This window comes from Amycolatopsis sp. NPDC049691, assembly GCF_040675005.1.
Taxonomy (GTDB): Bacteria; Actinomycetota; Actinomycetes; order Mycobacteriales; family Pseudonocardiaceae; genus Amycolatopsis.
In genome coordinates this window covers 320409-339038 of sequence record NZ_JBFANX010000009.1, presented here as the reverse complement: position 1 = coordinate 339038, position 18630 = coordinate 320409, and the positions used below count along the sequence as shown (strand labels likewise).

Here is an 18630-nt window from a genome sequence, read left to right as displayed (position 1 = left end):
CCGGCGTCTGCACACGCAATCCAATGAATCGCCTAGTGTCCCGGCGCCAGGCGCCCGAAGACCAGCATTCCTCCTAGATTTCCCCGGCTACAACTAGGACATCCCGTCCGCCGGCCACGCGAGGTGAAATCCATGGAGCGCCACACCGGAACCGGCCTGCTCCGCAAACCGGACGTGACGTTGCCCCACCGGCTGGCCAGGTCGGCGGCCGCCACCGACGGCGTCGCGACCCCGAACGCGCTCGTGGCCGGCTGGATCGCCGACCGCAACCGGGCCCACCGCCACGAAGTCCGGCGCATCGAGTTCGGCGAGCTGCGCCAGTGGGGTTTCGAAGCGGGCAGCGGGAACCTGCGGCACGAGAGCGGCCGCTTCTTCGGCGTCGAAGGCCTGGAGGTCGACACCGACCACGGGCCCGTCACGCACTGGTCGCAGCCGATCATCAACCAGCCGGAGATCGGCATCCTCGGCATTCTCGTCAAGGAGATCGACGGCGTCCTGCACTGCCTGATGCAGGCGAAGTCCGAACCGGGCAACGTCAACGGCGTCCAGATCTCGCCGACGGTCCAGGCGACCAAGAGCAACTACACCCGCGTGCACGGCGGGCGGCCGGTCCCCTACCTGGATCACTTCCGCGATCCCGACCCGGAGACCGTGCTCGCCGACGTCCTGCAGTCGGAGCAGGGTTCGTGGTTCTACCGCAAGCGCAACCGGAACATGATCGTCGAAGCCGCCGAGTTCGAAGCCGGCGACGAGCTGCCCGACGACTTCCGCTGGCTCACCCTCGGCCAGCTGCACGAGCTGCTCAAGCAGGACAACCTCGTCAACATGGACGCCCGCACGGTGCTGTCGTGCATGCCGGCCGGGCTCGAAGGCCGCGAATCCGACGCCGTGAGCGAACTCGCCGCGGCGGTGGCGCGCTCGTCGGCCCAGCACACCGGCAGCCTGCACACGCGCACCGAGGTGCTCAGCTGGATCACCTCACGCCAGGCCCAGCACGTCGTGCGCACCAGCTCGCTGCCCCTGGGCGAGGTCGCGAACTGGGTCCGGACCCCGGCCGAGATCTCCCACGAGCTCGGCCTGTACTTCAGCATCATCGCCGTCGACATCACCACCAACGGCCGCGAGGTCGCGCGGTGGACGCAGCCGCTGGTCCGCCCGCACGGCGCGGGCGTGGTGGCGCTGCTGGTCAAGCGCGTCGACGGAGTGCTGCACGCGCTGCTCAACGCCCGCGTCGAGCCCGGCTACCTCGACGTCGTCGAGCTGGCGCCGACCGTGCAGTGCACCCCGGACAACTACGTGCTGACCCCGCCCGCGCACCGCCCGCCGTTCCTCGACACCGTGCTGGGCAGACGCGACGACCAAGTGCTCTTCGCCGCCCAGCTGTCGGAGGAGGGCGGCCGGTTCCACCACGCCTACAGCGACTACCAGATCATCGAGGTGCCGGCGGACTTCCCGGACGCCGGGCTGGCCGACTTCCGGTGGCTCACCCTCAACCAGCTCAACGAGCTGCTGCGGCACAGCCACTACGTCAACGTGCAGGCCCGCAGCCTGATCGCGTGCCTGCGGGGCCTGCGGTGAACCGGCCGCTGCGCCTGGGGGCGCTGGGCTGCTCGTCGATCGCCGCGCGGCGCACGCTGCCCGCGCTGGCCGCCGTCACCGAGCTGGAGCTGACCGAGGTCGCGGCCCGTTCGCCGGAGAAGGCCGCGGAGTTCGCCCGCCGCTTCGGCGTCACCGCGTCGACCTACGACGAGCTGCTGGACAGCCCGGACGTCGACGCCGTCTACATCTCGCTGCCGACCGCGCTGCACCACGAGTGGACGCGCAGGGCGTTGCTGGCCGGGAAGCACGTGCTGTGCGAGAAGCCGCTCACGCTGACCCTCGACCAGGCCGAGGACCTCGCCGAGCTGGCGGAGAAGCAGGAACTGGTGCTGCGCGAGAACTTCACGTTCCTGCACCACCCGCAGCACGCGAAGGTGCGGGAGCTGCTCGACGGCGGCCGGCTGGGCGAGCTCCGGACGTTCACCGCGTCGTTCGGCATCCCGCCGCTGCCCGCCGACGACATCCGGTACCAGCCCTCGCTCGGCGGCGGTGCCCTGCTCGACGTCGGCGTGTACCCCCTGCGCGCCGCGCTTTTCCTGCTGGGCCCCGAACTCCGGGTCACCGGGGCCACGCTGAAGTTCGACGAAACCGGCGTGGACGTCGCCGGGCACGCGCTGCTCACCTCGGCGAGCGGGGTCACCGCGTCCCTCGACTTCGGGTTCCAGCACAGCTACCGCTCGCGCTACGAGCTGTGGGGCAGCGCCGCCGCGCTGTCGCTCGACCGCGCCTTCACCCCGCCCCCGGGGCGGCAACCCGTGCTGCGCATCGAAGAACAGGATCACGTCGAAGAGCTCTGGCTGCCCCCGGCGCACCAGTTCGAGCTGTCGCTGCGCTCGTTCGCCGTCGCCGCGCTGGCCGGGCGCGACGACTCCGAAGCCTCCTGGCTCGTCTCGTCGGTGGCCACCGCGCGGCTCGCCCGCGAAGTGTTCACCCACGCCGCGGCGGTGATCGGCTGATGGAGATCATCGGGAACGGCTTCATCGCCCACCACACCCGGCAGTACTTCGGCGACCGGCACCCGGACGTCACGCTCATCGCGGCGGGCGTCTCGACCGTGCTCGTCAACGACGTGTCGGCGTTCCAGCGCGAGTCCACTTTGGTCTACGACGTGATCCACCGCTGCCGGGCGGCCGGCCGCACGGTGATCTTCCTGTCCACGGCGTCGACCGGGATGTACGGCGCCGACCAGTCGGTCGGCAGCGAGGGCGGCGCGGTCTTCCCGCTCACCCCGTACGGGCGGCACAAGCTGTGCCTCGAACACGTCTGCGCGCTCTCGGGCGCGCGGTGGCTCGTGCTGCGGCTGTCGCACATCGTCGGGCCCGGGCAGTCACCGCACCAGCTGCTGCCGTCGCTGACCCGGCAGCTGCTGTCGGGCTCGGTCACCCTGCACTCCGGGGTCTCGCGCGACCTGCTCGACGTCGGCGACATGATGCGGATGATCGACTCGCTGCTCACCCAGGGCGTCCGCGACGAGGTCGTCAACGTGGCGTCCGGGCGGCCGGAGGCCATCGAGGACATCGTCGACGGGCTCGAGGAGCGCCTCGGCACCCGCGCCGAGCGCAAGCTGGTCGACATGCCGGCCAAGCGCGGCGAGGTGCGGATCGACAAGCTGCGGGGCCTGGTCACCGGCTTCGACGACTTCGGCATCGGCCCCGGCTACCTGAAGTCGCTGCTGGACCGCAACATCGACGAGCTGGCCGACAACGCCCGCCGGCACCTGAAGGCCGCGGCGACCGTCGGCTGATCGTCCACTGTGGATCTTGGGCGTGCGTGAGCGGCACGACGTCCGGCACACCGTACTGGGGGCTGGGTGCGCCGGACGTCGTACCTCGCAGGCGGGAGGGGGGAGTGCTCCCGCCGGGCTTTCGGCCGCTCGCGGCGGCGCCGCGGGTGACGGTAATGAGCTTCCCGGTCCGGGACGTGGTGCGGCTAGCGGAAAAGGTCGCTGACGCGGACAACCTAAGTTGATCGACCGGGAGGCAGCCGGCCTCTAATGGAGTAGCCGCGGCCGGGTGTACTACCGGGCAGGCTCTCCGGCCGCCCGTACCCGACCGCGGCGAATGGTCTTGACCATTGCGGCGAAGCGTCCTTAGCGTTCGGCCGTCCCCACCGTCGCGGACGCGTGCCGCCGCCACGCACGTGCCGCACTCCCTCCAGGAGGCGCCATGCTGTCCAGGCGTACCTTCGTCACCGCCGGCCTGACCGCCGTGGCCGGCGCGTCGCTGTGGTCCACCGCCACCGCGCCGCAAGCGCGGGCGGCGGCGTCCCTGCCGGTGACGCTCAAGAACAATTCGGGCTCCGGGACCGTCTACGCCTACATCAGCGGCGCCGACACCTCGGGCTGGCCCGGGTTCGTCACGGCGAGCGGCCAGTTCCAGCGCCTGCCCAACCCCTCCTCGCCGGTCACCCCGATCCCCGACTACGCCATCCCGCTGAGCGGCTCGGGCGCCCAGGTCACGGTGACGCTGCGCGACTACATCATCGGCGGCCGCGTGTGGTTCTCGACCGACCAGAAGATCCAGTTCTTCGTCAACCCGGGTCCCGGCCTGGTGCAGCCCGGCTTCACCAGCTCGGACCCGAACTGGCGGACCAACTGGACGTTCGCCGAGTTCACCTACAACAGCGCGAACCTCTACGCGAACATCAGCTACGTGGACATGGTGGCGCTGCCGGTGTCGATGGCCACGACGGGCGCGGCGGGGTCGCAGTCGGTCAGCCCGCTGCCCGACGGCGCGCTCGGCGCCATCGCGGACGGGCTGCGCGCCCAGCACTCCGCCGACGGGGCGCCGTGGGACCAGCTGGTCGTCACCGACTCCGCCGGCAAGGTGGTGCGCGTGCTCGCGCCGGGCCACTCCCCGACCGACTTCGGCGGCTACTGGAGCGGGTACCTCAACGCCGTCTGGGACCACTACCGCTCGACGCCGCTGACGATCAACGGGCAGGGCAGCATCGGCTCGTACACGGGCACGGTCAGCGGCGACACGCTGGTGTTCGCCGGCCTGAACACCAACGGCGTTCCGTTCACCAAGCCGAGCGCGATCGACATCTTCGGCTGCGCGAGCGGGCCGCTGTACAACTCCGGCGGCGACGCGCGCGGCGCGATCGCGGCCCGGCTCGCGGCCGCGCTCAACCGCAGCAGCCTGCTGGTCGCGGGCGGCAACAACCAGCCCGACGGCGTCGCGCCTTCGCAGTACTACCAGGACGCCACGACCAACCACTACGCGCGCCTGGTCCACCGGCACGCGTCGATCGGCTACGCGTTCCCGTACGACGACGTCGGCCCGACGGGCAGCCGGCCGGTGGACGGCCATCTCCAGGACCCGGCCCCGACGTCCTGGACCGTGGCGCTGGGCGCGGGCGGCGGCACGACGACCCCGCCGACCGGCGGCGGCACGAGCGCGTACTCGACGATCCAGGCGGAGTCCTACAGCGCCCAGAGCGGCACGCAGAACGAGGCGTGCAGCGACTCCGGCGGCGGCACGGACGTCGGCTGGATCGCCAACGGCGACTGGCTCAAGTACTCGGGAGTCGACTTCGGGTCGAGCTCGCCCCGCCAGTTCGTCGCCCGGCTGGCGTCGGGCGCGGCGGCGGGCGTGAGCGGCGCGATCCGCGCGCGGGTCGACAGCGTGTCGGGCCCGGTGCTCGCGGAGATCGACTTCGCCAACAACGGGGGCTGGCAGTCGTGGCAGACGGTCCCGGCGAACATCGTCGCCTCGGCGACCGGCGTGCACGACCTGTACCTGACGTTCTCGGGCGGCTCGGCGGACTTCGTCAACATCAACTGGTTCACGTTCACGCGGTAGTGCCCGGAGCGGGGAAGCCCAGGCCGCCGGCCTGGGCTTTTTCGTGCCCGGCATCCCCCGGGCGGGTGTTCGCGGGCAGTTCGGGCGTCACGACGACGAGGTGAGGCGGTTTCACCGGCACAGGCGGTCGCGGGGACCGTCGTCCCCGGCTGGGGAGCCGGGGACGGTAGCGGGGGACGCAGCGCCGGGCTCGCGTAGGGGGCGAGCCCGGCGCTACTCCCGTTCGAGCGCTTCGGGCTTGCCCGCTTCGGCAGGGACTCGCGGCAGTCTCCAGGCGCGTTCGGGCGGGGAACACCCAGTCGCCGCCGGCTCGGTCGCCGCCGGCTCGGTCGTCGCCACGTCGGCCCAGCCGATCGCGGCCGCGCGGAGCATCGCGAACGGGGCCGCGTCCGTGCGCCCGTCCAGCACCGCGTGCAGCGCGGCGACGTCGTACAGCGTCTCGTCCAGCCCGGCGCCGGTCCGCGCGCGTGCGCCGCCCAGGACGGTCAGCGCCGTGGTCAGGTCGCCGCGGAACAACGCGGAGCTGCACACGGTGTCCACTTCGGGCACCGCCCAGTCGCTCGGGAACCGCCACCCGCTGGTGATGCTCGCCAGCCGCCACCGGCCGCGCAGCGTCCGCACGGCACGGCCGCAGTGTTCTCGATCGCCCACCGGCCCGCACCTCCCCGTCGGTCTCGGGAGTGCGAGGGCGCTCGTCGCCGGCCGTGACGCCACGACGGCACCGAACCCGCCACCTGAGTTAACCCGAAAGAGTGAGTCAGCCCCGGAGGGGTGACGAACGTGTTCACGGATCGACAGTCGTCACCGGCGGCTCGGAAGGGTCCGGTTCGTGGTCGTCGGGGCCCGGCCACTGCAGGCCGGCCTCCGCGACCACCTCGTCGAAGATGGGCGTGGCGACGGGGTTCATCGGCACTTCCCGGGGACCACCGGCTCGGGCGACTGCCGGGCCTGCAGGTAGGCGTGCCGCAGCGCCTCGCGGGCCCGCGCGGCCAGCACCGCGACCCCGGTCGGCGACACCCCCAGCACGGGCGCCAGCTCGGCCGCCGTACGCCCTTCGGCGACGGTGCTCCACAGCACCGTCCGCCACCGGGCCGGCAGGGTGTGGAAAGCCGCCCCGACCAGGTCGTCGGTGCCCGGGATGTCCGCCTCGGGCCCGCCCGGGCCCCCGGGCGCGTGCCGCCGGGCTGCCAGGTCGCGCACCGTCGTCACGAGGTACGGCCGGAGGTTCTCCCGCGGCCCGCCGCCGGCGCGGAGGACGGCGAGCACGCGGGTGAACGCCGCCGCCACCAGATCGTCCCAGTCGGCGGGCCGGCCGCCCCACTCCGCGGCGAGCCGGCGCAGGGCGCCCGCGTGCCGGCGGAAGAGCCGGTCACCCGCGCCGGCGTCGCCCCGGCGGAACTCGGCGATCAGCCGGGCGTCCGGCGGGCCGCCGTCGTCCACCGCTCCCCACATCGCGCACTCCGATCCGCGCCACAACCACGCTCCGTGATTTGTCGGGCCTCAAAGTAACAGATACAGAAGCGTAGCCCCTACCCTGCTCCCCGGTAGGGTCTGCGAAGTGACGTCCTCCTCCGGTCCCGGCGACGGACGCGCGGCCCGCTGGGCGGGGCAGCGCGAGCGCCGGCGTCGCGAGTTCGTCGACGCCGCACTGCGGGCGATCGCCGAACTCGGCCCCGACGTGTCGACCGAGCGCATCGCCGACGTAGCCGGCGTGGCGCGTCCCCAGCTGTACAAGCACTTCGACGACGCGACCGACCTCAAGCGCGCGATCGCCGACCGGGCGACCGGGCTCATCACCACCGCGCTGCTGCCGGTGTGGGAGCCGCAGGGCAGCCCGCTGCAGATGATCACCGTCGCGGTCGACGCGCACACCGGCTGGCTCGCCGGCAACGGCAACCTCTACCGCTACCTGACCCGGCACGCCCAGATCGGCGGCCGCAACGCGATCTCCGACGTCAAGACGGTCATCGCGCGCCAGCTCACGCAGGTGTTCGAGTTCTACCTGACGGCGTTCAAGCTGGACGCGCGCATCGCCGAGGTCATTTCCTTCGGCGTCGTCGGCCTCGTCGACTCCTGTACCGCGCAGTGGCTCGAAAGCCCCCGCGGCGTCACGCGCACCCAGCTGACCGAGCTGCTCACCCGCTGGATCTGGCGCATCATCGACGACTCCCTGCGCGCCGGCGGCATCGAACTCGACCCGCACCAGCCCCTGCCGCCCCCGCCGCGCCCACCGGCCTGAGCGACGGGGGCGGTGGCGCACCCGGCCGTCAGACGGTGAGGACCACCTTGCCCCGCAGGTGCCCCCGCTCGATCAGCCGGTGGGCGTCGGCGACGCGGTCGAACGGGAAGGTCTCCTGCACGTGGATCCGGAGCTCGCCCCGGTCGGCGAGGCCGGCGAGGCCGCGCAGTCCGACCGGGTCGGGGTCCACCACGATGCCGCTGAAGCGCATGCCCGCCGCCTCGAACTTGGCGATGAGCTCCGTGTCCTGTTCGGCGACGGCCGTCACGAGGTGGCCGCCGGGGCGGAGCACACCAAGCGAGCGCTCGGCGGTGTCGCCGCCGATCGTGTCGAGCACCACGTCGACGTCGCCGACGACCTCGGCGAAGTCGACCGCGGTGTAGTCGACGACCTCGTCGGCGCCGAGCCCCTCGACGAACTCCCGCTTGGCCGGGCCCGCGGTGGTGATCACGTGCGCGCCGAGGGACTTCGCGAGCTGGATCGCGATGTGGCCGACGCCGCCGCCCCCGCCGTGGACCAGCACGCGGTCGCCCGCGGTCACGCCGGCGAGGTCGACCAGCCCCTGCCACGCGGTCAGCCCGGCGGCCGGCAACGCCGCCGCCTCGACGTCGGAGAGCGACGCCGGCTTGCGCGTCAGGTGCAGGGCCGGAGCCGCCACGAACTCGGCGTACGCGCCGGCCGCCCGCGGGAACAGCGGCATCCCGAACACCTCGTCGCCGGGCTGGAACCGCCAGGTTTGCGGCGCCGCCTCGACGACGCCGCTGACGTCCCAGCCGAGGACGAACGGCGGCCGGCCGAGCAGCGGGAACTCGCCGGCCCGCAGGCGCGGTTCCAGGGGGTTCAGCCCGATCGCGCGCACTCGGACGAGGACTTCGGTCGGCAGCGGCCGGGGCGCGGGCGCGTCCTCGACGGTGAGGACCTCCGGGCCCCCGAAGGTGTGCTGGGTGATGATTCGCATACTCCGACGATGGCCGTCACCGCGCGGGCGGACCACCGGTACCGCGCCAGGTTTTTCCGGCTACCCGCCAGGCTAGGCTGGGTACCGATGATCGAACTCCTCCGGGCCGGCGATCCGGCGGTGTGCGAGCCACTGGCGCACGGAGACGTCGTCCCCGCGCACTTCCACGACTTCGGTCAGCTCAGGTACGCCGCTTCCGGGGCGCTGGTCACCTCGACCCGCGCCGGTACCTGGGTGGCGCCGGCGAACCGCATCACGTGGGTGCCGCCGTTCCACGTGCACAGCAGCCGGTCGCACGGCAGGACCGACGTCCGGCTGCTCGAAGTGCCGTCGGCATCGGCCGGCCAGCTGCCGGCGGAGCCGTCGGTGTTCGAGGCCAGCGCACTGCTGCGCGAGGCCTACCTGGCGAATCTCGGCGAGCCCACCGGCAGTCCCCGCGCCCGGCTGCTGCTCGACGTCGTCCTCTCGGAGCTCGTGCGCGCCCCGCGGGAACTACTGCGCCTCCCGGAGCCTCGCGATGCGCGGCTCAAGGCCGTCACGGACCTGCTGCACGCCGACCCGGCCAACCCGGCGACGCTGGCGGAACTGGGCCACCGCACCGGCTCGAGCGAACGGACGCTCAGCCGCCTGTTCGGGAGGGAGCTGGCGATGAGCTTCCACCAGTGGCGCACGCTGCTGCGGGTACAGCGGTCCTTGCTCGAACTCGCCGAAGGCACCTCGGTAACCGACACGGCGATCCGGCTGGGCTGGGCGAACCCGGGCAGCTTCATCGAGGCGTTCACCGCCCTCGTCGGCCGGACACCCGGCCGCTACCGCGCCGCCATGCGGTAGCCAAGCCGCGGACGGCGTGGATCAGCACCGGGTAGTCCAGCGTTGCCGTGCTCGATCGGTGAAGACCCGGGCCGTCGTTCGCGGGCTCAGTCCCGGAGCAAGTCGTCCAGGGTCAGGTTGGCCACCTCGTCCTGGCCGGGCAGCAGGTGAGCCGGGATCGGGTCGAAGCCGCCTTCCTCACCGGGTACCGCCCCGAACTCCTTCAGTGCGTCGAAGCGGCCAGCGACATACCGCGCGACAACGGTGCGGTCGCGGGCGATCAGATCCGGCGATCCCAGTGCCTCCGCAACGGCCTGAGCACGGATCTCGCGGTAGCGGTCCGCATTCCCCATCTGCCATTCGTACGCTGCACGCTGTTCCAGCTCGGCCAGGTTCGGGAATCGCAATTCATCGTGCTGGGTACGGCATTCCACACGCACCACGAGGTAGTCGAACCCGGTCAGCAGCCCGGCGTCGGTCCGCAGCCTGCCCTCCGCCACCCGCAGGCTCGCGGGTACCTCGCTTTCCGGGGCGTTGACGACGACGAGGTGCCCACCGCGCAGCACCTGCCCGCCCCCGCCCGCGGCGATGAGCGTGTGGTGCAGGCCGAGGACCGGCTTTTCGTCCTGCGTGGCCAGCACGGTGTCGAGTCCGGTGCCGACCTTGTCCGCGATGGCCGCGGCCACGCTCAGCGGCGGCCCGATCAGCGACGCGATGCTCCCGCCGATCGCGACCGCGGCGGCCAGCGGCCCCGCCACCGACGCCTGGTACAGCGCGGCCTCGACCTCGACGGTCCCACCGGCGAACGGCAGTAGCGGCGTCATCGGGTAGTCGATGTACGCCCCGGGCGCGGCCAGGGTCGCGGCCGGTTTCGTGAAGCGCGTGAACGGCGTCAGCTGGTTGGCGAACGTGAGGGTCACTCCGCCGTGCAACGCCGGGAAGTGCTTGTTGCCCCAGCTGACCGCCTTCGCGAGAAAGCCTTCGGCCAGCCATAGCCGGACGTACCCGTCGCCGGGCACGAGGGGTTCGGCATCGGGCTCGGGGTAGAACTTCAGGGTGACGTGGTCGGCATTGGCGCTGAACCAGGCCTTCACCCGCTCCCCGGCACGGCGCGCGAACTCGGTCATGGTCCTCCTTGGCTGCGCAGGAACAGCAGCACGTCGACGCACGCGTCGGTCACCGGCCGTTCCGCCTTGTACACCATCATCTTCAAGCCCGCGACGAGACCGATCAGCTTTTCGGCGTTCAGCACCTGTGCGCGGCCGACCGACCGCCAGATCATCTCGACGGCGTCCTTGGCCAGGTCATCGGGTAACGGCGGCAGGACGAGCACCGCGTCGGCTCCGTTGTCCATGGCCGCCGCGGCGGCCCGGACGAACCCGTCACGGTCACTGTCCAACGGCCGGGGCGAACCGTCGGCGGGGTCGGCCTGCAGCACGAGCAGCCCGGCCTTCTCCCGTGTCAGCGTCTGCAGGTCGAACAGCTCTTCGCGGTGTTCGGCGCCCCGGCTCTTCTGCCGGGCGGCCTGACCACTCGCGTCCCGCACCCGGATCTGCCAGCCCGCCGACGTCCGCACCGGCGTCCCGACCAGCTGGATGAGCCGTCGTGGCCCCGGAACATCGTTCCAGGCCCGGCCGGGCCGCAGCCGCACCGGGCCGTGGAACGCCTCGGAGCGCGCCCGCCACTCCTGGAGCAGTGTGGCCCGGCGGACGCCGGGAACCCACCGGACCAGGATGACGCGCGACCTCTGCCGGGCGGACAGAGCGGCCGTCAAGGCCCGTTCCCAAGGGCCGGCGAAGTGCAGTTCGCGGGGGATTTCGAGGAGCGCGAGGGGAAAATCGATCGGGGACAACGGCCCGTCGAAGAGGGGCACTTCCTCCAGGCTCTCGGGCGGTTCGCTCCGGTTCCAGTCGAGCTCGCCGGTCCAGATCGAGGTGGCAAGGCGGCTCCGCTCACGGTGGTTCTTGGGCTCCCGGCCGAACTTCGCCGGCGCATGGTGCGGCCAGACGGTCACCCTCAGGCGATCGCCGTCAGGCATCAGGACCACTCGCCGTGTCGTGAACGTCCGGCTCGACTCGCTCAAACCACCAGCCAGGTAGAAGAACACCGGTGCCAGGCCGGCCACGTATGTCCAGAAGAGGGAGCCGCCGAGAAGCGCCACCACGACGGCCATGAGGCAGCCGACCATTGCCCCCGTGGCGAGAAAGACAACGACCTCGAGCCAGGTGTGGGTGGCTCGCCAGCGCCGGAGACGGTACCCGAAGTTGTGCGCGGACTGCCCGGCCACGGCGAACCGGGAGCGCACCCAGTCGGCGAACAACCGCCACCGGCTCGGGGCGACGAGTTCCTTCGGTACCGGTCGCCGGGACAGCAACCGGTTCGCGTAGTCCACGCCGCGCTGGTAGCCCGCGGCAGCCAACGCGTCCCGGGCGTGGATGAGCAAGGGCTCCGCCCGCGCACGGGAACCGAGCAGAGCCTCGATTTCGCCTGCCATCAGGTAGCCGCGTCCCTTGGCGAGGAGACCACCGGCGGGAATCGACGTGTCCGGCTCCGTTTCCCAGACGTCGAGGTGGTCCACCGCCCATCCGGTGGGGTCGGGTCGCTCCCCGCGGGACGGATCGCAGCGCCATCGGCCGTAGGGCGAGCAGTACTCGGCCCACCGGGGATCGTCGGCCTCGCCGAGCAGCCTCAACACGAGCCAAGCTTCGTCGCGCAGACGTGGCGAGCCGTCGTAGGCCAGTCCTTGGACCGGAGCGTACTGCGTCGAGCGCGCCGCACGGCACAGCCGCAGCAACGCGAGGTCGCAGGCCGCGATGAGCTCCGCCTGATCACCCGCGGCGACGGCCATCGCCCGGTGGTCGTTCAGGACGTCCGCGGCGGCGGCGTACTCGCCTTGCAGCGTCAGCACTTCCGCGAGCACGAGCACCAGAGCGCGCGCGAACCCGTGGTGCAGCCAGGGAACCGGCTCTCCGGCCGGGATCGCGGACGAACCCGCCGGTACGAAATCGAGGGTGTGCGCCAGCCGGTAGTCGACCAGAGCGGCGTACAGGCGGTCGGAATCGATGTCGCCGTAACCGCCGTTCGCCTCGTACCGCCATCGGCGCTGGGTCTCCTCGTCGAGTGGTTTGCCGCCGTAGAGCGCGATCAGCACCCGCCCCAGGCGCAGGCGGTCACCCAGCCCGCGGGGAGCCACCCAGTCCGGCCAGACCTCGGGCTCGCGGTCCGTGCCGAAGGTGGCGAGCCGTTCGTCGAGCAGGTCGGCGACTCGCTCGACGTTCCGGCCCTGCAGCCAGCACGCGGCGAGCAGGACGAACGCCCCGTCCGCGATCGACCGATCCTCCGGCCCGAGCGACTCGATGAGCCGCAGGACGTCGTCGGCGACGTCGAGCGACGCGGCCACCATGGCCTCCAGCGCCGCGATCGCGGCGTCCGGGGGCCAGAGCTCGGCGAGCCCGTCCTGGACGTTCCCGGCGGCGATCTCGCCGAGTTCGGCTCGCGCGCTGAGCAGGTCGACGGCTTCGAGAGCCGGATGCCGGACGGCATGGGTGCTCACGGCGTCCCAGAGCGCGGCCAGCCCTTCGCGGTGTCCACTGTGGATGCGTGCGGACGCCTCGGTGGCCAGGATCGCCCCCAGGATCGTCGGTTCGCCGTCACCGGCCCGGGCTCGCTCCATCGCGGCCACCCGCGGCGCCACCTGCAGTGCCCACGCCCATTCGCGGTGACGCAGGATCTCGTCGTCGATCTCGTCCCACAGCGTCCCGGCTTCGGCCGGGGGCAGCAGCCGCACCGCCGCCAGGACCGTCGCGGTCGCCACCTCCGGCAACGGTCCCCGGCGGATCACCGCCGCCGCGTCCCGGCCCAGCGCCGCCAGGTCCGCCGCCGGGCGGTCCGAACGCTCCAGTACCGCGCGCAGCCGCTCCCTGAGGTGTTCGTCGACCTCGACCACCAGCGGCATGCCGTCGTCGCCGACGTCGCGGACGTTCACCCACTCCTGCGCGGAGAGACCGTCGAACGCCGCGGCGAAGTCCACACCCAGCCGCGTCAGCGCCGGGGTGAGCAACGCCCGGTCGAACTCCCCCAGCGCCACCGCCACCGGCAAGGCCGCGAGGACGTCACGATCCTGGATCCGGCTGAGGATCCGGCGCTCCACGTAGGGATCCACGACCGTCGCGGCCAGCTCGGCGAGATCGAGGTTCGCCTCGTCCCGCACCCAGTCGCACAACCCGGCCAGCTCGAAGGGGTTGTACCGGTCCCCGTCGGCCGAACGTTCCAGCAGGACCCGGTGCAGCCGCTCGGGGATCTCCCGTTCGGCGAAGTACCCTAGGGCGTCGTCGCGAGTGAAACCGCTCATCGGCACGACCCGGACGTAGTCGTGGCGGTGCAGGAGCGGGCCGCTGTAGGACACGTCGTCCGGCTTGACCAGGTACCGGCGCCCGGCGAGCACCACTCGCATGCCGGGATTCCGCTCGTGCAGGCGCTCCAGCAGGTCGAAGGTCTGATCGATGGCCGGGGCGCTGGCGCCCGCGGGATACAGCTTCGCGAGTTCCTCGCACGTATCGAGCACCAACACGACCGGCGACGGCAGCTCACCGAGGAACTCGGCGAACCGGTCGATCGCCCTCGATCGCAAGTCTTCGACGCCGGCCGGGTCGGGATCGGAGCGGGAAAGCTCTTCGTGCACCGCGTCGGCGGCGTCGCGGACCGCGCGGTAGCGGTGCTCGGCGCTCCGGGTGGTGGCGAACCCGAGCAGCTCGTCGGTCATCGCGACGAGCAGCTCGGCCGGGCGCCGCTCCGGGTAGCGCGGATCGAGGTGGTCGAAGTCCACCCGCGCCACCGGGAAGCGCGGGATCCCGTGGTCCTCGGCCAGTTTCCCGGACGCCAGGTAGCGCACGGTCATCGTTTTGCCGACGCCGGCGTTGCCGAACAGGTGCACCGCCCACCGCCTGTCGCGGCCGGTGACCAGCTCGGTCAGGGCGTTTTCGATCTCGGCCCGCCGGTGGTAGCCGCCCAGGTGCCCGAGGTCGTCGCGCGTGCGGTACTCGCGGTCGAGCCGCCACTTCGCCCGCTTCACCGCGTCCTCGAGCGGCCCGCCGATGATCTCGCCGACCACTCGCGACGTCGTCACGACCGTCGCCGCGCCCGGAAGATCGTCCTCCCGCAGGAGGGCCTCGATCCGGCCGAGCAGCACGCCGCCGGACGGGTCGGCCTGGAAATCCCGGACCTGCAGCCAGATTCCCAGCTCCGCCAGCCGCTCTTCGACGACTTTGGCGCAGAGCGTTTCGTAGAACCGGACGACGGCCTCCGGGTCGTGCCGGTCGCGCAGGTAGTCGCCCAGTTCGCGGCGGCGGTGCGGACGGACCCAGAACGACTGCAGCACGCCCCCCGCCGCCTGCCGGTGCTCGACGAGGTCGGCCCGCGCGAGCCGCTCGACGAATCCGGCAGGCTCACCGCTGTGCAGGTCGAGTCGGGAGGCCAGTTCGGGGGTCCACTCCGGGAGCAGGCCGAGCAGGCACAGCGTCCAGTCGTCGAACTCGGCGAATGCCCGCGCCTGCGCGCGCTCCTGCCATTCCTTCAGCTCACGCAGCAGCTCTTCGGCTGTGAACTCGGTCATCGCGCCAGCCCCAGGTAGCGGGTCCAGGTGGCGAAGTCGTCGTCGGCGACGAAGGCGCCGCTCACCTCCAGCGCGTGAGCCACCTTGTAGAACAACGGATTGCGCACCTGTGCGGGCTTGCCGTCGAGCATGTCGAACAGCGCCCGCACGACCTTCCGGTTGGCGTCGGCCTTGGCCGCGTAGACCTTGCGCTCGGCTTCGGTGTCACGCCTCCACGGGTTGAGCAGGACCCATTGGAAGCCGAGCAGCGCCTCGTCGGCGTCCAGCACGTCCAGCGGCGGGAAAGCGTAGCCGGGCTGGCCGTATTTGACTTCGCTGAACGACCTCAGCAGCGGCCCGCACTCGTTTTCCGTCAACGAGGCGGTGAACACGAAGGGCGCGGGGTGATCAGGCCGGCCGAGGCCCTTCTCGCCCGCGTCGCTCAGGAGCGCGATCAGCTCCTCGACGAACGGCCAGCGGTGGATCTCGTCCGCGAGCAGCACCACCCTGGTCTGCGCGCCGAACGGCGCCCCCAGCCCCTCGGCCACGGCGGCGAACGCCTGGAGGTCGTGCCCCAGCGACAGCCGGACCAGGCCGGCCACGAGCCGGGCGGGATCCCGGGTGAACGCGTCGAGCGCAAGCGTCGCCGCTTCCAACGAGCTTTCCGGCACGTCTCCGGGGTAAAACGCGTCGAGGAGCTTGAAGCGCGGCAGCGCGAGCTCGAACTCTTCGGCCAGCCTCAGCACGGAACCGAAGACCTCGGCCACGAAGCCACGCAGGTCCGCCGGTGACTTCGTCGGCGCGTACGGGCCCAGCACCAATGGGACGTGCCCGCGCATCAGCAGCTGGTAACCCATCTCCCGGAGCAGCCGGGTGCCACCGAGACCGTCCAGCGAGCCGTGCCGCACCACGCCGATCACCCCGAGCGGACGGCGTGGGTCGAACATGTCGTCCACGTGCTCGAGGATCGCGGCACGGCCGATGAACACCGGTGACTGCCGCAGCTGCAGGTCCCGGGCGGCCTTGATCAGCCAGGCCGCGGCTTCGCGGTTCACCGGGCGGAAATCCGGCGCCACCGACTCGGCGACGAACAGCGCGGGCATCGCCCAGTCCAGCTGCCGCCCCGGCTCGATCCGGCTGAGCGCGGCCCGCCGTCCCTCGGCGACGGCTTTGGCCAGCGGAGTCCCGTCGCTGATCGCTTCGACCAGGCGGCGGCTGTAGAGGCGGCACGCCTGCTCGCTGACCTCGCCCGCGACCGCGGACACGATCGGGATGCCGCGCGCCACCAGCTCGGCGGCCAGCGGGCCGGACGGCATCGGCTCCGCGGCCTCGCCGGATCCGGTGCGGCACGCGCTGAGCACGACGGCGATCGGGCTCGCGCGGCCGTTGGTCAGCGCGGGCACGAGGACGTCCGCGTTCGCCCAGCCGTCGGCCAGCCTGATCGCGCCACGGCCGTCGACGACGTCGCCGTGCGCCACGAGGTGCACCACGTCCGGCCGGAATTCCGCGCAGTGGCGCGCCAGATCCTCGACCTTGACGCCTTGCACGGCCTTCGCGGCGCACACGCCCTCGGCGTCGAAAGCCCGCAGCAGCCCCATGAACATCGCACCGGGCCGGATCGTGTCGTCCAGCAGCGCGCCGCCGACCGCGAACAGCACCCGCGGCGTCCGCTGGATCGTCGCCAGCTCACGGGCCTGCCGCGGGACCAGCCGGGTGATGCCGACCACCAGCCCGGCGTCGTTGGCCAGCGGAATCCCGTTGTGGCACATGGCTTCCCAGGTCAGCTGGTGCAGAACGACCTCGTCGAGCGGCCAGCGCAACGCGAGCTCGACGCCCTTCGCCTCCTTGACGCACGGCAGCTCGACGATTTCGGGCCACACCGGTTCGAGCAGGCAGCCGAACAGCCATTCGCCATAGGCGTAGACATCCCCGTCGCCCGTTCGCCGCTGCTCGATCCGGGTCAGCCGCTTGCCCAGCTCGGCCGGGTCGATCTCGCCTCGGTACGGCACAGTCAGCTCGCGGTCGTCGCAGACGACGGTCATCGCGTCCACGGCGAACTCCGCCGCGAGGCCATCGCCGGAGACCCGCACGAGCCAGCCGGGCGCGTGCGGCACGACGTCGACGAGGATTCTAGGCAGGTTCACCTTCGGCGGCCCTTTCGACCAGCAGCTCGCCCAGCGCGTCGGCCAGTTCCTCGAGCTCCGCTTCCCCAGGCGGCGCGAGCACTCCCGGTGGGCCGCTGCGCGCCAGCACCGACAGGGTACCGGTGTGCAACGCGCCCAGCGTGTCGTCCTCGCCGGCGGCGGTGAGCGCGCGGTAGCGGTGCACGGCCGCGGCGGCGAGCACGCGCGGCGCTTCAGGCGAGCCGAGCGCGCCGATCGCCGGCTCGGGCCGGGTCAGCTGCGCCGACCATGACCGCAGCCGCGGCCCGGAGGTGACGACCTCGTCGAGGGCGAGCGAGCGCAAAGTGCCCGTGCCGAAGGGAATGTCGAGCAGCGCGTGCACGACTTCGGGCAATACGGCCAGATGCGTCGCCGCGGCGGCGTCCTCAGCCGCGGCGGCGTCGGCCGCGGTGGGAACGTCGCCCGGCGTGCCGAGCGCCTTGAGCGTCTCGCCGATCAGCGCGAGCCGGACCAGCGGCGCCGGGTAGCCGCCGCGGGGACGGAGCAGGTGTTCCGGCGGGCCGTACTGCAGCTCGTCGATCGCCCAGGCCGCGGCCGGGCCGACCATGAGCACCGAGTACAGATCGGCGAAAACCTCGTTGTGCCACCGGGTCCAGTCCTGAGCCAGGTCCAACCCGACGGCGTCGCGCAGTGCCACGCGGACGGGGGCGGCGAGGTCGAGGTCGAGCAGCACGTGGTGGCCGGTTTCGTGGGCCGCGAGCACCAGCCACCAGCCCTCGCGAACCGCGGTCTCGGGCAGCGCGATCACCGGGATCGGCAACCGGCCGACGAACTCGGCGACCGGATCGTCGACCCCGGGCCGCAGCTCCGAAGGGACTTCGCAGCGGCGCCCGGCCAGCGCGTCCACGCGGTTGTCGACGAAACACAACGGGCCCGTCGGGGGCTTCCGCTTCACCGCGGCGAAAGCCTCGGTCCAGCAGCTGCGGGCGAGCTCGTCGGCGGCGCCGAGCACGGCGGGATGGCCGTCCGGCAGGCGCTGGTCGTACTTCCCGGCATACCAGAGGAACAACCGCCGCACCGTGGCCACCCCGCGATCGGCGCGCCGGCACCGTTCGTACCCGGCGGCCGTGTCCGACGACACGGCGGCGGTGAGCTCGGCGAGCAGCCGGTCGAGCATCCGGGTCAGGACGGTGTCCAGTGTGTGCAGGTGCGAGGCGAACCGGTGGAACACCGGATCCGCACGACGCACGTCGAGCCAGTCGCGGATCTGCGCGGCGAGCGCGTCCACCGCGGTCCTGCTACGGACCACTCGCCGAATCAGGCGCCCAGCATCGCCACCGATCGTCGCGGCCGCCGAAGCCACGTTCCCTCCCGCGTGCTCGTCGTCACCGGTGAGTCGCCTGACGGACGCGGTTGGTTACACCGCGGTTCGCCTGGATCCGGACCGCAACCTGAATCCGGTGAGTTTCGGGAGAATCCGAGTGTCCGGAGTGCAGACACGGAGAAGG

The 18630-nt window shown here is 72.1% G+C and carries 14 protein-coding genes; 6 read left to right on the top strand and 8 right to left on the bottom strand.

The features are described 5' to 3' along the window. The first annotated feature begins 132 nt into the window (after nucleotides 1-132). From AB0J40_RS22920 to AB0J40_RS22905, 4 genes are all read left to right on the top strand, one after another. Entirely contained in the window at nucleotides 133-1578 is a 1446-nt protein-coding gene (locus tag AB0J40_RS22920) for an NDP-hexose 2,3-dehydratase family protein (protein WP_364456218.1), read from the top strand. Then, nucleotides 1557-2555: a Gfo/Idh/MocA family oxidoreductase gene (locus AB0J40_RS22915; protein ID WP_364456216.1), complete on the top strand. Its 999-nt coding sequence runs from the start codon at nucleotides 1557-1559 to the stop codon at nucleotides 2553-2555. The genes AB0J40_RS22920 and AB0J40_RS22915 overlap by 22 nt, the downstream gene beginning before the upstream one ends. Further along, nucleotides 2555-3343, top strand: a complete 789-nt coding sequence (locus AB0J40_RS22910; protein ID WP_364456214.1) for an NAD-dependent epimerase/dehydratase family protein — start codon at nucleotides 2555-2557, stop codon at nucleotides 3341-3343. The genes AB0J40_RS22915 and AB0J40_RS22910 overlap by 1 nt, the downstream gene beginning before the upstream one ends. Before the next feature lie 421 nt (nucleotides 3344-3764). Then, a complete protein-coding gene (locus tag AB0J40_RS22905) occupies nucleotides 3765-5402 on the top strand; it encodes a beta-1,3-glucanase family protein (RefSeq protein WP_364456212.1) in 1638 nt (545 codons plus the stop codon). A gap of 213 nt (nucleotides 5403-5615) precedes the next feature. On the opposite strand, the gene AB0J40_RS22900 is transcribed toward AB0J40_RS22905, so the two are convergent. From AB0J40_RS22900 to AB0J40_RS22890, 3 genes are all read right to left on the bottom strand, one after another. Continuing rightward, a complete protein-coding gene (locus AB0J40_RS22900; RefSeq protein WP_364456210.1) occupies nucleotides 5616-6053 on the bottom strand; it encodes a hypothetical protein in 438 nt (145 codons plus the stop codon). A 133-nt stretch (nucleotides 6054-6186) separates the two neighbouring features. Then, nucleotides 6187-6309, bottom strand: coding sequence for a hypothetical protein (locus tag AB0J40_RS22895; protein ID WP_364456208.1), 123 nt, complete (start codon nucleotides 6307-6309; stop codon nucleotides 6187-6189). After that, nucleotides 6306-6854: a sigma-70 family RNA polymerase sigma factor gene (locus tag AB0J40_RS22890; RefSeq protein ID WP_364456206.1), complete on the bottom strand. Its 549-nt coding sequence runs from the start codon at nucleotides 6852-6854 to the stop codon at nucleotides 6306-6308. Before AB0J40_RS22890 ends, AB0J40_RS22895 begins: the two co-directional genes overlap by 4 nt. A 106-nt stretch (nucleotides 6855-6960) precedes the next feature. Between AB0J40_RS22890 and AB0J40_RS22885 the strand changes: the two genes are divergently transcribed. Then, nucleotides 6961-7641 (top strand): TetR/AcrR family transcriptional regulator, encoded by a 681-nt coding sequence (locus AB0J40_RS22885; RefSeq protein ID WP_364456204.1) that lies wholly within the window; start codon nucleotides 6961-6963, stop codon nucleotides 7639-7641. A gap of 28 nt (nucleotides 7642-7669) precedes the next feature. On the opposite strand, the gene AB0J40_RS22880 is transcribed toward AB0J40_RS22885, so the two are convergent. Beyond that, nucleotides 7670-8599 (bottom strand): NADP-dependent oxidoreductase, encoded by a 930-nt coding sequence (locus AB0J40_RS22880; protein ID WP_364456202.1) that lies wholly within the window; start codon nucleotides 8597-8599, stop codon nucleotides 7670-7672. An 87-nt stretch (nucleotides 8600-8686) separates the two neighbouring features. On the opposite strand from AB0J40_RS22880, the gene AB0J40_RS22875 reads away from it, so the two are divergent. Next, on the top strand, nucleotides 8687-9430 hold the full coding sequence (locus AB0J40_RS22875; protein WP_364456200.1) for a helix-turn-helix transcriptional regulator: 744 nt from the start codon (nucleotides 8687-8689) through the stop codon (nucleotides 9428-9430). Between the two features lie 86 nt (nucleotides 9431-9516). Here the strand turns inward: AB0J40_RS22875 and AB0J40_RS22870 are convergent, their stop codons facing one another. Genes AB0J40_RS22870 through AB0J40_RS22855 form a run of 4 tightly spaced genes read right to left on the bottom strand, consistent with a single transcriptional unit; the run spans nucleotide 9517 to nucleotide 18431 of the window. Further along, nucleotides 9517-10536, bottom strand: coding sequence for a hypothetical protein (locus AB0J40_RS22870; protein WP_364456198.1), 1020 nt, complete (start codon nucleotides 10534-10536; stop codon nucleotides 9517-9519). Next, entirely contained in the window at nucleotides 10533-15020 is a 4488-nt protein-coding gene (locus tag AB0J40_RS22865) for an ATP-binding protein (RefSeq protein WP_364456196.1), read from the bottom strand. Before AB0J40_RS22865 ends, AB0J40_RS22870 begins: the two co-directional genes overlap by 4 nt. Continuing rightward, on the bottom strand, nucleotides 15017-17143 hold the full coding sequence (locus tag AB0J40_RS22860) for a CHAT domain-containing protein (RefSeq protein WP_364456194.1): 2127 nt from the start codon (nucleotides 17141-17143) through the stop codon (nucleotides 15017-15019). The genes AB0J40_RS22865 and AB0J40_RS22860 overlap by 4 nt, the downstream gene beginning before the upstream one ends. After that, nucleotides 17130-18431 (bottom strand): hypothetical protein, encoded by a 1302-nt coding sequence (locus AB0J40_RS22855; protein WP_364456193.1) that lies wholly within the window; start codon nucleotides 18429-18431, stop codon nucleotides 17130-17132. Before AB0J40_RS22855 ends, AB0J40_RS22860 begins: the two co-directional genes overlap by 14 nt. Nucleotides 18432-18630 lie beyond the last annotated feature (199 nt).

Coding starts and splice junctions, on each gene's coding strand:
- AB0J40_RS22920 (WP_364456218.1), top strand. CDS start 133: ATGGAGCGCCACACCGGAACCGGCCTGCTCCGCAAACCGGACGTGACG.
- AB0J40_RS22910 (WP_364456214.1), top strand. CDS start 2,555: ATGGAGATCATCGGGAACGGCTTCATCGCCCACCACACCCGGCAGTAC.
- AB0J40_RS22905 (WP_364456212.1), top strand. CDS start 3,765: ATGCTGTCCAGGCGTACCTTCGTCACCGCCGGCCTGACCGCCGTGGCC.
- AB0J40_RS22895 (WP_364456208.1), bottom strand. CDS start 6,309: ATGAACCCCGTCGCCACGCCCATCTTCGACGAGGTGGTCGCGGAGGCC.
- AB0J40_RS22890 (WP_364456206.1), bottom strand. CDS start 6,854: ATGTGGGGAGCGGTGGACGACGGCGGCCCGCCGGACGCCCGGCTGATC.
- AB0J40_RS22880 (WP_364456202.1), bottom strand. CDS start 8,599: ATGCGAATCATCACCCAGCACACCTTCGGGGGCCCGGAGGTCCTCACC.
- AB0J40_RS22875 (WP_364456200.1), top strand. CDS start 8,687: ATGATCGAACTCCTCCGGGCCGGCGATCCGGCGGTGTGCGAGCCACTG.
- AB0J40_RS22870 (WP_364456198.1), bottom strand. CDS start 10,536: ATGACCGAGTTCGCGCGCCGTGCCGGGGAGCGGGTGAAGGCCTGGTTC.
- AB0J40_RS22865 (WP_364456196.1), bottom strand. CDS start 15,020: ATGACCGAGTTCACAGCCGAAGAGCTGCTGCGTGAGCTGAAGGAATGG.